10 protein-coding genes are annotated in these 13,262 nt (G+C 69.6%); 7 read left to right on the top strand and 3 right to left on the bottom strand.

What is annotated here, in order from left to right; all coding sequences use genetic code 11:
• Positions 1 to 53: 53 nt before the first annotated feature.
• The 3 genes from ACZ7IB_RS35660 to ACZ7IB_RS35650 all read right to left on the bottom strand — a co-directional run bounded on the left by ACZ7IB_RS35660 (position 54) and on the right by ACZ7IB_RS35650 (position 1,970).
• Complete coding sequence (locus tag ACZ7IB_RS35660) at positions 54 to 584, bottom strand: MOSC domain-containing protein (protein ID WP_470918418.1); 531 nt, start codon at positions 582 to 584, stop codon at positions 54 to 56.
• A 39-nt stretch (positions 585 to 623) separates the two neighbouring features.
• On the bottom strand, positions 624 to 806 hold the full coding sequence (locus tag ACZ7IB_RS35655; RefSeq protein ID WP_114248565.1) for a hypothetical protein: 183 nt from the start codon (positions 804 to 806) through the stop codon (positions 624 to 626).
• An 84-nt stretch (positions 807 to 890) separates the two neighbouring features.
• On the bottom strand, positions 891 to 1,970 hold the full coding sequence (locus ACZ7IB_RS35650; RefSeq protein WP_470918380.1) for a fatty acid desaturase family protein: 1,080 nt from the start codon (positions 1,968 to 1,970) through the stop codon (positions 891 to 893).
• Positions 1,971 to 2,263: 293 nt separating this feature from the next.
• Between ACZ7IB_RS35650 and ACZ7IB_RS35645 the strand changes: the two genes are divergently transcribed.
• The 7 genes from ACZ7IB_RS35645 to exaC all read left to right on the top strand — a co-directional run bounded on the left by ACZ7IB_RS35645 (position 2,264) and on the right by exaC (position 13,180).
• Positions 2,264 to 5,158, top strand: coding sequence for a DEAD/DEAH box helicase (locus tag ACZ7IB_RS35645; RefSeq protein ID WP_470918378.1), 2,895 nt, complete (start codon positions 2,264 to 2,266; stop codon positions 5,156 to 5,158).
• Complete coding sequence (locus ACZ7IB_RS35640) at positions 5,155 to 6,525, top strand: SWIM zinc finger family protein (protein WP_470918376.1); 1,371 nt, start codon at positions 5,155 to 5,157, stop codon at positions 6,523 to 6,525. The genes ACZ7IB_RS35645 and ACZ7IB_RS35640 overlap by 4 nt, the downstream gene beginning before the upstream one ends.
• 552 nt (positions 6,526 to 7,077) lie before the next feature.
• A complete protein-coding gene (locus tag ACZ7IB_RS35635; protein WP_470918375.1) occupies positions 7,078 to 8,565 on the top strand; it encodes an APC family permease in 1,488 nt (495 codons plus the stop codon).
• Complete coding sequence (locus ACZ7IB_RS35630; RefSeq protein WP_399434777.1) at positions 8,562 to 9,578, top strand: acetamidase/formamidase family protein; 1,017 nt, start codon at positions 8,562 to 8,564, stop codon at positions 9,576 to 9,578. Before ACZ7IB_RS35635 ends, ACZ7IB_RS35630 begins: the two co-directional genes overlap by 4 nt.
• 24 nt (positions 9,579 to 9,602) lie before the next feature.
• Positions 9,603 to 10,196 (top strand): N-acetylmuramoyl-L-alanine amidase, encoded by a 594-nt coding sequence (locus tag ACZ7IB_RS35625; protein WP_470918373.1) that lies wholly within the window; start codon positions 9,603 to 9,605, stop codon positions 10,194 to 10,196.
• A 105-nt stretch (positions 10,197 to 10,301) separates the two neighbouring features.
• Entirely contained in the window at positions 10,302 to 11,552 is a 1,251-nt protein-coding gene (locus ACZ7IB_RS35620; protein ID WP_470918371.1) for a winged helix-turn-helix domain-containing protein, read from the top strand.
• 104 nt (positions 11,553 to 11,656) lie between these two features.
• Entirely contained in the window at positions 11,657 to 13,180 is a 1,524-nt protein-coding gene (gene exaC, locus ACZ7IB_RS35615) for an acetaldehyde dehydrogenase ExaC (protein ID WP_470918369.1), read from the top strand.
• Positions 13,181 to 13,262 lie beyond the last annotated feature (82 nt).

Here is a 13,262-nt window from a genome sequence, read left to right as displayed (position 1 = left end):
ACCGACCACCCGGCCGAAGTCGCGGTCCAGCCACGTCTCAGACGCGATCCGGACTACACGCGCTCCAGCGCCCGATGCGGCCCGACGGGCAGCTCGACCTCGATCGGGTCGCCCGGCCGGACGGCTCCGCCGACCGTGACGATGCCCGTGATCCCGGCCTTGCGCACGATCCGGCCCGCCTCGTCCCGGCCGACGACCCGCTTGAGGAGCCCGTCCTGGAAGTTGTCGATCTGGAGGCATGGGTTGCGCAGGCCGGTGACCTCGACAACCGCCTCGCCGCCGAGGTACAGCAGAGTGCCGACGGGCAGGGCGAGGAGATCGACACCGTTGGTGGTGACGTTCTCTCCGAGATCGCCCGGGGCGACCTCGAACCCCGCTGCCCGCAATTCGCCGAACAGTTCCTCGTGTATGAGGTGGACCTGGCGCAGATTCGGCTGGGTGGGATCCTGTGCGACGCGGGACCGGTGCTTGACCGTGACTCCCGCGTGCACATCTCCCTCCACACCGAGCCCGGCCAGCAGGGTGACACTCCGGCGGTTCGGCTTGGTGAAGGAATACTCCTCGTTACTGCTCACCACGGTCACTGTCCCGCTCACTGCGGAGCCCCCTGTTTCAGCATGTGGTCAGCGGCCTATTTCCTTGCGGGTGATCCTGCGGAGCCTGCGTCGCTGACTGGGATCCAGCAGCAGATACGCGACCGCCGGAACTCCGATCAGGACCAGCAGCGACAGCCAGAATCCGATGAACGGCATCAGGATGACTGCCGCAACGACTCCCCCGATGGCGATCTTTGCGCTGTTCGACATCGTCCACGCCTCCTTCGCGGCCCGAGGCCGCTCCTGCTGTGAGAACGCCTGTGCCCGCCCATCGGTTCCAGCCCGCCGAAATCCTCACCTGAGGGGTTCACCGACCTCGTGCATGTGCTGGAGTGCCTGCCGGTAGGACTCGATCAGTCCGGTCTCCGTGTACGGCATGCCGAGCGCCTCGCAGTGGGCGCGCACCATGGGCTGTGCCAGTCGCAGATGCGGTCGGGGCATGCTCGGGAAGAGGTGGTGCTCGATCTGGTAGTTGAGCCCGCCCAGGAACCAGTCGGTGAGGACGCCGCCGCGTACGTTGCGCGAGGTGAGTACCTGACGCTGGAGGTGGCCCCAGCGGTCGCCGTCGGGATCGGGCATCTCCATGCCCTTGTGGTTCGGTGCGAAGGCCATGCCCAGGTGGAGCCCGAACAGCGCATGGTGCAACAGCGCGAAGACGACTGCCTTCCCCGGGGACATGACAGTGAGCAGCAGTGTTGCGTAGAGACCGAGGTGAGCGACCAGGAGCAGTGCCGAGAGGGTGCGTTCCCGGGCGGGCTGCTGCCGCAGGTACTGGAAGCCGGAGATCTTGAGCGCGATGCCTTCGAGGAGCAGCATCGGGAAGAACAGCCGGGCCTGGTTACGGGTGAGCCAGCGGGCGAAGCCTTCGCGCTGGGCAGCCTGCTTCTGGGTCCAGACCAGGGCGCCGACGCCGACGTCCGGGTCCTTGTCGATGTGATTGGGGTTGGCGTGGTGGCGTACGTGCTTGTCGTTCCACCATGCCTCGTTCATGCCGAGCAGCAGGTTGGCGTGCACCAGGCCGATGGCCCGGCTCGCCCTGCGGTCGCCGGTTATCTGGGCGTGTCCGGCGTCGTGTCCGACGAACGCGGTGCGGGACCAGAAGATCGCCAGTGGCAATGCGAGCAGCAGGGTCCACCAGGTGTTGCCGAGGAGGAACATGCCGGTCAGCACGGCACCCAGTGCGACCAGGTTGGTGGCGATGCCCATCGCGTACCAGCCGGTGCGCCGCTCCAGGAGTCCCTGCTCCTTGACCGCGCGCAGGAGGGGCGCGAAGTCGCTTCCCTGGCTCTGGGCGATTCCGGCACTGTCGGCACTTACAGCAGTTCCCGCACCGTCACGGGTGCCTTCCACGACGGTGGCTACGGCCTGGGGCATTGGGACTCCGGTCTCTGGAAAGCTGCACTGACCTGTAGAAACGTACGGTGACCAGAGGTGTGGCAACCATGGCGCCACCACCCGGGACTTCCGGGGGTAAACCCCCTTCCCCCAGGGGGGTGCTGGCTACACCCCCGGGCGCGACGCGCAGTCGTGCCCGGCGGCCGAGCGGGGCGGCCGAGCCATCCGAAAGTGGGATAGATCACAGCGATTCCGCTCACGGGGGTGCGCATCGGTGGAGTACCCTCGGCGACCCGACCCAACTAGTCAAATTTGAGGAATTCGGCATCGCTGTGCACAGGCTCCCTGCGGCAACGCTCTCCGAGATCTCCGCACTCTCCAGCTGCTCCGTGGTCTTCCTGCCCGCGGATCCCTCCCGTGCCGGCCGTATCGCCTTCTGGCGTCCGGACGGCAGCAGTCCGCCCGATGGTCCCGGTTCCGTCGAGGAGCTGACCGTCGTCGGCGCCGACGCGCGAACGTACGCCGTACCGGCGCTGCTGCTTCCGGTCCGGGACGCGTTGCCCGTGCTGACGCGGGCACGGGCCTCGGCGCATGCCTCCGGCGCCGCCGCGTTCTGGGGTGCCGCCGCGCTCCTCGCTCTGCAACTCGCCGCCCGTGGCTTGCTGTTGCCAGGGCTGAGTGCGACGGATCACGATGCCTGGCGGGCCGGGCCGCTGACCGCCGACGATCAGTCGCGGATCCGTACGCTCGCGGCCTCGATGCCGCCGCTGGCCCACGCGGTGCCGCTCGACGCAACCGCGCAGCCCGTGCTGCTGCCCGATCCCGAGCTGCTGCTGCGCGCGTTCCTCGACGCGGTGGCGGACGGCCTGCCACGCACCCCCGCCGCGGCCTTCGCCACCGGCGGCCCGGCGTTCGCCGTCGACGCACCACAGCATCTGCCCGGTCAACGGGCCTGGGCCACCGATGTCGCGGCCGGGCACGATGCGGGCGTCCGGCTCTCGCTGCGGGTGGAGGTGTCCGGGCTGACAGCCCCGGGCGAGGACGACGAGACGACCGCCGGGCCGTCCTTCCGTGCTGTTCTGCAGATCCACAGCGTCAGCGATCCGGCGCTGGTGGCCGATGCCGCCGAGGTCTGGGCGGGGTCCGCGCCGACCGCTGCCGCCTTCGGCCCCCGGGCCCGGATGGATGTCCTTCTGGCGCTGCGCCGAGCCGCCCGTGCCTGGCCACCACTGACTCCGCTGTTGTCGGCCGCAGTGCCCGACTCCATCGAACCGGCCGACGAAGAGCTGGGCGAACTCCTCGGTCCCGCCGGACGGGCACTCGCCGCGACCGGGGTCCAGGTCCACTGGCCCAGGGCTCTGGCCCGCAAGCTCACCGCACGTGCGGTGATCGGTCCGCCCGACGACGGGGACAGTCAGGAACACCAGGGGTTCGTCCGCACCGGCTCGGACACGCCGCCGCTCCTGTCGGCCGATGCGCTGCTGACGTTCAACTGGTGGTTCGCGCTGGGCGACCAGAAGCTCAGCCGCGCCGAGCTGGACCGCCTGGCCGAGGCCAACAGGCCGGTGGTGCGGCTGCGCGACCAGTGGGTGCTGATCGACCCCGAGGAGGCACAGCGCGCCCGCGAGACCCAGGACCGCAAGGTCACTCCGATCGATGCGCTCGGAGCCGTACTGACCGGTTCCACCGAGGTCGACGGCCGTCGGGTCGGCGTCCGGGCCACCGGCTGGCTGGAGCAACTGCGCCGCCGGTTGGCCGACCCGGAGTCCGGCGGGCAGCAGGGTGGGCAGCAGACGGTCGGTCAGCCCCCTGCGCTCACCGCCACACTGCGCGACTACCAGCTGCGCGGCCTGAACTGGCTGCACACCATGACTTCGCTCGGCCTCGGTGGATGTCTCGCCGACGACATGGGGCTCGGCAAGACCATCACACTCATCGCTCTGCATCTGCACCGTCAGAGCATCGAATCGGCCGCAGGGCCGACGCTCGTGGTCTGCCCGACCTCGCTCATGGGGAACTGGCAGCGGGAGATCGAGAAGTTCGCGCCCGGTACGCCGGTACGCCGCTTCCACGGCGGATCGCGCAGCCTGGCCGACCTGGTGGACGGAGAGTTCGTCCTCACCACGTACGGCACGATGCGGCTGGACGCGGCGAAGCTCGCGGAAATCCGGTGGGGCATGGTGGTCGCTGACGAGGCGCAGCACGTCAAGAACCCGTACTCGGCAACGGCCAAGCAGCTGCGGACAATCGGCGCACAGGCACGTGTAGCGCTCACCGGCACCCCTGTGGAGAACAACCTGTCCGAGCTGTGGGCGATCCTCGACTGGACGACGCCCGGCCTGCTGGGCCGGCTCGGCACCTTCCGCACCCGCTATGCGCGCACCGCGGAGGGTGGCGACCCGGCGGCGGCCGAGCGGCTCGCCGCGCTGGTGCGGCCGTTCCTGCTGCGACGTCGCAAATCGGATCCGGGCATCGCCCCCGAGCTGCCGCCGAAGACCGAGACCGACCGCACGGTGTCCCTGACGGCGGAACAGACGGGGCTGTACGAAGCGGTGGTGCGGGAGACGCTGGCCGCGATCTCCGGCGCCGACGGCTTCGCCCGGCGCGGCCTTGTCGTGAAGCTGCTGACGGCCCTGAAGCAGATCTGCAACCATCCGGCGCAGTACCTCAAGGAGAAGGAGCCTCGGACCGAGGACCGCTCGGGAAAGGTGGAGCTGCTGGACGAGTTGCTCGACACGATCCTGACGGAGGACGCGAGTGTGCTCGTGTTCACCCAGTACGTGCAGATGGCCCGGCTGCTCGAACAGCATCTGGCGGCGCGCGGGGTGCGCACGCAGTTCCTGCACGGCGGTACACCGGTCGCGGAGCGGGAGGCGATGGTGAACCGCTTCCAGGCGGGCGAGGCCCCGGTCTTCCTGCTCTCACTGAAGGCGGCGGGCACCGGACTCAATCTCACCCGGGCGGGCCATGTCGTGCACTTCGACCGGTGGTGGAACCCGGCGGTGGAGGCACAGGCCACTGACCGCGCGTACCGGATCGGGCAGACCCAGCCGGTACAGGTGCACCGGCTGATCGCGGAGGGCACCATCGAGGACCGGATCGCCGACATGCTGGCCCGCAAGCAGGGGCTGGCGGACGCGGTGCTCGGCTCGGGCGAGGCGGCACTGACCGAACTGACGGATGCGGAACTGGCCGATCTGGTAGAGCTGCGAGGGGGCACGCGATGAGCGACGAGTACGACAGCGGGAGATACGACCGTGAAGGTTACGAAGGCGACGGGAGCGATGCCCCGGCGCCGGTACAGGAACGTACCTTCGCCGCGCTGCCGCCCGCGCATGGCCGCGGCTTCGCGGAGTCCTGGTGGGGCCGGGCGTGGCTGAAGGCTCTGGAGGACACCGCGTTGGACGGCGAACAGCTCAAGAAGGGGCGGAGGTTCGCCCGCGAGGGCCGGGTCGGTGCGGTTTCCGTGCGGCCCGGCCGGATCACCGCGGTCGTCCGGGACCGGGACTCGTCCACGTACCGAAGTGATGTGCTCCTCCAGGAGCTGAACGAGGCGGAGTGGGAACGGTTCCTGGACATGGCCGTCGACAGAGCGGGGCACATTGCGGCGCTTCTCGACCGCGAGATGCCGCCGCACCTGGTGGAGGACGCTGCGGCGGCAGGTGTGGAACTGCTGCCGGGGATCGGCGATCTGGACCCGGAGTGCACCTGCGAAGCGTGGGACCACTGCCCGCACACCGCTGCCCTGTGCTACCAGGTGGCGCGGCTCCTGGATCAGGATCCGTTCGTCCTGCTGCTCATGCGCGGGCGCGGCAAGAGGCGGCTCCTGGACGAACTCCAGGTGCGCATCGCGGCCCGCGCCAAGGGGCACGGGCCGTCCGGCCCTGCCGCCCTCTCCGACGGGCACGATGCCGTCGGCACCAAGGCGAAGGACCGCGGCGTACGGGCGGACGAGGCGTTCGCCTCGCGCGACATCCTGCCCCCGCTGCCCGCTCCCCCGCCGCTGCCCGCGGAGCCCGGTCCTGCGCCGTCGCTGGACACGGAGACCCAACCGCAATCCGGCGTCGATCCGGCGGTACTGGAGTTGCTGGCGACGGACAGTGCGGCGCGCGCCCACCGGATGCTGGCGGACGCTCTCTCCCCCGGCCATGAACAGCATCCGCTGCCGACCGGTCTGACCCCGCAGCAGGATGCCGTGCGGCTGGTCGCGAACACCCGGCCCGAACCCTGGATCGCGACGCGGCTGGCAGCCGGATCGGGGCGGCCGCGAGCCGAACTCGACGCGGCGGTGCGTGCCTGGCAGTACGGCGGGGCGGCTGCGCTCACCGTGCTGGATCAGGACTGGACGCCGGATCCGGAGTCTCTGGCCAGGGCCCGGGCCCGGCTCGCCGAGGCGTGGGAGGAGGGAGAGCAGCCCTGGCTGCGGTGGGCGGGCAATCGCTGGACAGCTGTCGAAGACGGTGTACAGCTGCGGTACGGGCGGGACGGGCGCTGGTGGCCGTACCGCAAGGAGAGCGGGCGCTGGGTTCCGGCAGGTCCGGCGGATGACGATCCGGCGGCGGCGCTGGCAGGCTCAAGCGTGTCGGACGACTGAGGTCATCATCGGGGCCGATCGGCGGCGAACGGGCGGGGGCCGGGCAGGACGTCCGGCCCCCGCCCGTCGTCACGTTCCGCCCTTGCGTTCAATTCGATGTGACTGTGTATCGAGGGAGAGGTCGGAGCCTGGTGGCCGCACGGGCTGTTTGCCCCTCAGGATGCCTCATGGCCAAGCGTGTTGTCCGCCGTCATCCTGCCGTCGGCCTGCCGCTCGCCCTGCTCGAAGACGCCCCTCCTGGAGCCTCCCCGCAGCCTGTCGAGCCCGACGGCCGGCGGTCGGCGCCGACGGCGGCGACACCGTCCAGGCTCTCCCGGTCGTTGAGCCCGCGTTCCCCGCTCGCCATCCCCGCACCCGGTTTCTCTCGGCAACCCGGGCCCTGTGCCGGGGTCGTCCGCGTCCGTGATCCGGCGGCTTACCCCGCGCACACACCCGGATTCGGCCTCCTGCCATCTTCCGCCACTCACGCGACGCCCGTACGGTAGGGCGCGCGAGACGCTCGGCCGTACATCGGCGAACACCTTCCGGTCATCGGACAAAGGGAGCCACGGGGTGTCGGGGGATTCGAGCAGCGGTCTGTTACGCGATGCCATCGGGCTGCGCGAAGTCCTCTTCCAGAGCATCACGGCGATGGCGCCGGCCGCCGCCATCGCCGCGTCCATTCCGGCCGGAGCCGCGTTCGCGGGCGGCAGTCTGCCGCTGTCCGTGGTGGTGGCACTGGTTGCCTGCCTGTTCACCGCGTCGTGCGTCGCGGAGCTGGCGCGCCATCTGCCGGCTGCCGGTTCGGTAGCCACCTACTCGGCGCAGGGGCTGCATCCGGCCATCGGCTTTCTCGTCGGGTGGGGCTATGTCTTCGTCGAAGCGCTGGTGCCCGCGCTGTTGCTTCTTCAGCTCGGCTTCACCACGGCGGGCACCCTGCACCAGGAGTGGTCGTCCTACCCGGCGGACCTGTGGTGGCCGTGGTCGCTGCTGGGCGCGGTGATCATCGCGCTCGCCGGGTATTTCGGAGTACGGGCCTCCGCCCGGTTCGGAACCGTGCTCGGCATCTTCGAGGTGCTCGTCTTCGTCGCCTTCGCCGTACTGCTCATCGGGCACGCAGGCTCGGGCAACACCCTGTCGGTGTTCGGCACTTCGCACACCGCGGACGGCTTCGGCGGCATCAGCGGTATTTTCGCCGGTTCGGTCTACACCGTGCTGGCCTTCGCGGGCTTCGAGGCCGCGGCGCCACTCGCCGAGGAGACGAAGAACCCGCGGCGCACGATGCGGCGTGCGGTGCTCGGCGCGGCACTCTCCATCGGCCTGGTGTACGTCCTCACCACCTATGCGATGTCCGTGTACTTCGGGCCCGACAGGTTCGCCGGATTCGGCGCTTCGGGCGCGGCGTCGTGGGAAGGCGTGGCTCGCGCCTCGTTCGGGCTGTTCTGGGTGCTGCTCTTCCTCGCGGTGGTCAACTCGACCGTGGCCAACGCCAATGCGTGCGCCAGTGTGTCGACCCGGACGGCGTTCGCCCTCGGCCGCATCGGGGTGTTCCCGCAGGCCTTCGCGCGGCTTCATCCACGGCGCCGCTCCCCCGTCACCGGAGTGGCCGTGCAGTTCCTGATCGCGGTCGGCGCGGCGCTCGGGCTGGGTTTCGCCTACGACCCGGTGACCGCGTTCGTGCTGCTGGCAACCGTGATCGTGACGGTGATCACCGGTGTGTACATCGTCGTGAATCTGGCCTGCGCCGGGTACTTCCTGCGCCGGCGGTGCGACGCGTTCAACCCCGTGCTCCATCTGCTCTTCCCGGGACTCGGCATCGCGGCGTTCGTCCCCGCGCTGCTGACGGCCGCCGGGATTCCGGCCTTCGACTTCGTCTCCGAGCTGAGTGCGCCCGCCTCGTACGCCGGCCCGGTCGTCGGTGTCTGGATGCTGATCGGGATCGTTGTACTGGCGGTGCTGCTGCGCAGACATCCGGAGCGGGTGGCACAGACCGGACGGATCCATCTTGACGACGCCCCGGAGCCGGCCGGGGAACCCGAGACAGGAGCAGTGCAGCGATGAACGACCCCCGAATCCTGACCGTCCGCCCCAAGGAGGGCGAGTACGCCTGGACCTTCGGCGGAGCGGCGCCGGTCGCCCGTATCGAGCCGGGGACGTTCCTCGATGTGTACACGGAGGACTGCTTCGCCGGCCGGGTGCGCTCCGAGAAGGACCTGGTCTCCGAGGTCTGCGAATTCCCCTTCCTCAACCCGCAGACCGGCCCCTTCCATGTGGTGGGTGCGGAGCCCGGCGACACCGTCGCGGTGCATTTCGTGTCCGTCGAACCGGCCAGGGACTGGGCCGCCTCGACTACCGTGCCTCTTTTCGGGGCGCTCACCTCCACGCACACCACGGCGTCACTGCAGGCTCCGCTGCCCGAGGTGGTGTGGATGTGGCAGCTCGACCGGGCGCGCCGCACCTGTCTGTTCAGCGCCCGGGACAGTGACATCCAGGTGGAGCTGCCGATGGATCCGATGCACGGCACGGTCGGGGTGGCGCCGGCCAATCTGGAGGTACGCTCCGCGCTGGTTCCCGACGCGCACGGCGGGAACATGGACACACCCGAGATGAGGGCGGGCGTCACCTGTTATCTGGGCGTCAACGTCGAGGGTGCACTGCTGAGCCTCGGGGACGGTCATGCCCGTCAGGGCGAGGGCGAGACCTGCGGGGTCGCCGTGGAGTGCGCGATGAACACGGTGGTGCTGGTCGAGCTGCTGAAGGGTGTCACGACACCGTGGCCGCGGATCGAGTCCGACACTCATCTGATGTCGACCGGCTCCGCCCGTCCGCTCGAAGACGCCTTCCGTATCTCGCAGTTGGACCTGGTGCAGTGGCTGGCGCGCGATTACGGCCTGTCCGAACTCGATGCCTATCAGCTGGTCAGCCAGGCCGGTGAGGCGCCGTTGGCCAATGTGTGCGACACCAACTACACCTGTGTGGCGAAGATCCGCAAAAAGTGGCTGCCCGCAGGCGATCCCCATCGCGGACTCCACCGTCATCTGCGGGAGACTGCGACACTGCTGTCCAGCCCCTGACCACCTTCCCCCACTGGAGTGTTCATGCACCGCAGAAGGATCCTTCAGGGCGCCGCCGCGACGGCGGCCGCCGCGCTGATCCCGGCCTCCGCCCGCGCCGCGGCTTCCACGGCGGCAGGCGACACCGACTATCCGCTCGCCCACTGGACACCCGCGTCCACGTCCAACTACACCGCGTCGACCCGCCCTTCGGCCTATCCCATCCAGTACGTGATCATCCATGTCACCCAGGAGACGTTTCCGAACACGATCGGGATCTTCCAGAATCCGGCGAAACAGGTCTCCGCGCACTATGTGGTGCGCTCGGCGGACGGCTATGTCGCCCAGTGCGTCCGGGAGCAGAACATCGCCTGGCATGCGGGCAACTGGGACTACAACACGCGCAGCATCGGCATCGAGCACGAGGGCTGGGTGGACCAGCCCGCGTACTTCACCAACGCCATGTACGAGAGGTCGGCGCTGCTGACCGCCTCGGTCTGCGACCGTTACAGCATCCCCAAGGACCGTGCGCACATCCTCGGCCATGCCCAGGTCCCGGGCACCGACCACACCGATCCCGGCCCGAACTGGGACTGGGTGCGCTACATCCGTCTCGTAAATCTCTACTCAGCCGGCTGACGCCCCTTCGCCGCCGCGTCCGATTGCTCTCCGCACCATGGTTGTCGCAGACGTCGACTGCGGCCACGATGGGGTGTGCACGACGCCCCTGAACGGGAGGGTGAGTTGACGGATCCCTGGGTGGCCCTGGCAGCCGATACGGACCCCGGTGAACGGCTCGGCCAACTGCGGTACGCACACGAGGTGTTCACCACGGCCGGACGGCTGGAGCGGCCGGTGCGTCCGGTGGTCGGCGAGTCGTGGCGGCGCTCGGCCCGGGCCCGGGTCAGCCCGGACGGTACGGCCCTGGTCGAGCTGGGCGCGGACGACCTCGGGCCGTACCGGGACGGCCACCCCCTGGCCCCCGCCATGCCGCTGATCCGCGAGCTGATGAGCGCGTATGCGACGGACGGCGAACATCTTCTCGCGGTGTGCGACGCGCACGGCAGACTGCTGTGGGTCGAAGGACACGCGTTGACCCGACGGGCCGCGGGCCGGATGAACTTCGTGGAGGGCGCCCGCTGGGCCGAGTCCGTGGCCGGGACGAACGCGCCGGGCACTGCCATCGCCGTCGACCGGCCGGTGCAGGTCTTCGCCGCCGAGCACTTCCTGCGGCCGGTCCAGCAGTGGACGTGCGCGGCGGCGCCGCTCCACGACCCGCACACGGGACGGGTCCTGGGCGCCGTGGACATCACCGGTGGGGACCGGCTCGCGCATCCGCACAGCCTGGCGTTCGTGCAGGCGGTGGCACGCGCCGCCGAGTCGCAGCTGGCACTCCTCGCGCCCTCGCCGGCCGGGGAGACCGTACAGCTCAGTGCGCTCGGCCGGGACGAGGCCCTGCTCGTCGCGGGAGGTCGCAAGATCCCGCTCAGCAGGCGGCACAGCGAGATCCTGGTGACGCTGGCCCGCCACCCCGAGGGCCTCGGCGGCGACGAACTCCTTGTCGAGCTGTACGAGGACGAGTCGGTGACCCCGGTAACGCTGCGGGCCGAACTCTCGCGACTGCGGCGACTGCTCGGCCCCGAACTCCTCCTTTCCCGCCCCTACCGTCTTTCCGCGCCGGTCGACGCCGATTTCGACACGGTGGCGCGAAGACTGGCGTCCGGAGCGGTGGCAGCGGCACTCAGCGCCTACGCGGGTCCGCTGCTGCCGGGCTCGCAGGCACCATCTGTGATCCGTCTGCGGCGCCGACTCGACGAGCAGCTGCGGGCAGCGCTCATCGCTCGCGGTGACCCGGGGCTGCTGGCCGACTGGGCGTACAGCCCATGGGGCGAGGACGATCTCCCGGTCTGGCAGGCGTTCGCCGCGGCCGTACCCGCGGGACAGCGGCCCGCGCTCCTCGCCAGGGCCCGGGCGCTGGACGCCGAGCAGCGGTAGCTGCTCCCCGCCGCCCTCGCAACGGGGTTGCAACGTCGTGCTGCCTACCCTCACGCCGAGGGCCGTCCAACGGCGGGCGGCACCGGATCCGGGAGGCCACAGAGATGACCCGTTACGCTGCGCCGGGCACCGAGGGCGCCATCGTCTCGTACGAGTCCCGCTACGACCACTGGATCGGCGGCGCGTACGTCCCGCCCGCCCGTGGCCAGTACTTCGAGAACCCCAGCCCCGTCAACGGCCGCCCCTTCACCGAGATCGCCCGCGGCAGCGCCGAGGACGTCGAACGGGCCCTGGACGCGGCACACGCCGCGGCCCCCGCATGGGGAGCCACCGCGGTAGGCGACCGCGCCTCGGTCCTCAACAGGATCGCCGACCGGATGGAGGCGCACCTGCAGGAACTGGCGGTCGCCGAAAGCTGGGACAACGGCAAGCCGGTACGCGAAACCCTGGCCGCCGACATCCCCCTGGCCATCGACCACTTCCGCTACTTCGCCGGTGCGCTGCGCGCTCAGGAGGGATCGCTCAGCGAGATCGACGACGATACGATCGCGTACCACTTCCACGAGCCGCTGGGCGTTGTCGCGCAGATCATTCCGTGGAACTTCCCCATCCTGATGGCGACCTGGAAACTGGCCCCGGCGCTCGCGGCGGGCAACGCGGTGGTCCTCAAACCGGCCGAACAGACCCCGGCCTCCATCCACGTATGGCTGAAGCTGGTGGCCGACCTCCTTCCGCCCGGCGTCGTCAACATCGTCAACGGCTTCGGCGCGGAGGCCGGCAAACCTCTCGCCTCCAGCCCCCGTGTCGCGAAGATCGCCTTCACCGGTGAGACCACCACGGGGCGGCTGATCATGCAGTACGCGTCCGAGAACATCAAGCCGGTGACGCTCGAACTGGGCGGCAAGTCGCCGAACATCTTCTTCGACGACGTGTGGAACGCGGACGACGAATTCCGCGACAAGGCCCTTGAGGGCTTCACCATGTTCGCCCTCAACCAGGGCGAGGTCTGCACCTGTCCGTCGCGCGCACTGATCCAGCGCGGGCACTACAGCGAATTCCTGGAGGCGGGCATCGCCCGCACCGAAAAGATCGTGCCCGGACACCCGCTGGACACGAACACGATGATCGGCGCCCAGGCCTCCAACGACCAGTTGCAGAAGATCCTTTCGTACCTGGACATCGGCCAGCAGGAGGGAGCGAAGGTCCTCACGGGCGGTCAGAGGATCGAGTACGACGGGGAGCTGGCGGGTGGCTACTACGTCCAGCCGACCATCTTCGAGGGCGACAACCGGATGCGAGTCTTCCAGGAGGAGATCTTCGGCCCGGTCGTGGCGGTCACGTCCTTCTCCGACTTCGACGACGCGATCGGAACGGCGAACGACACGCTGTACGGCCTCGGGGCGGGCGTATGGACCCGCGACATCAACACCGCGTACCGGGCAGGCCGTGCCATCCAGGCAGGCAGGGTCTGGACGAACTGCTACCACGCGTACCCGGCCCATGCCGCCTTCGGCGGCTACAAGCAGTCGGGGATCGGCCGCGAGAACCACAAGATGATGCTGGAGCACTACCAGCAGACGAAGAATCTACTGGTGAGCTACTCGCCGAAGAAGCTGGGATTCTTCTAACGGCACGAAAGAAGGCGCCTGACCTGGGGCTTTACCCAGATCAAGCGCCTTCTGGGAGCGCCCGGTACTCCAATCAGAGTGG

The organism is Streptomyces sp. NPDC037301 (genome assembly GCF_055602785.1).
The sequence above is the reverse complement of the archived record's forward strand: the minus strand, read 5'-3'. Positions and strand labels throughout refer to the sequence as shown.

Excerpts from the sequence above, each read along its gene's own strand:
- ACZ7IB_RS35655 (WP_114248565.1), bottom strand. The coding sequence starts at position 806 with ATGTCGAACAGCGCAAAGATCGCCATCGGGGGAGTCGTTGCGGCAGTC.
- ACZ7IB_RS35650 (WP_470918380.1), bottom strand. The coding sequence starts at position 1,970 with ATGCCCCAGGCCGTAGCCACCGTCGTGGAAGGCACCCGTGACGGTGCG.
- ACZ7IB_RS35640 (WP_470918376.1), top strand. The coding sequence starts at position 5,155 with ATGAGCGACGAGTACGACAGCGGGAGATACGACCGTGAAGGTTACGAA.
- ACZ7IB_RS35630 (WP_399434777.1), top strand. The coding sequence starts at position 8,562 with ATGAACGACCCCCGAATCCTGACCGTCCGCCCCAAGGAGGGCGAGTAC.
- ACZ7IB_RS35625 (WP_470918373.1), top strand. The coding sequence starts at position 9,603 with ATGCACCGCAGAAGGATCCTTCAGGGCGCCGCCGCGACGGCGGCCGCC.
- exaC (WP_470918369.1), top strand. The coding sequence starts at position 11,657 with ATGACCCGTTACGCTGCGCCGGGCACCGAGGGCGCCATCGTCTCGTAC.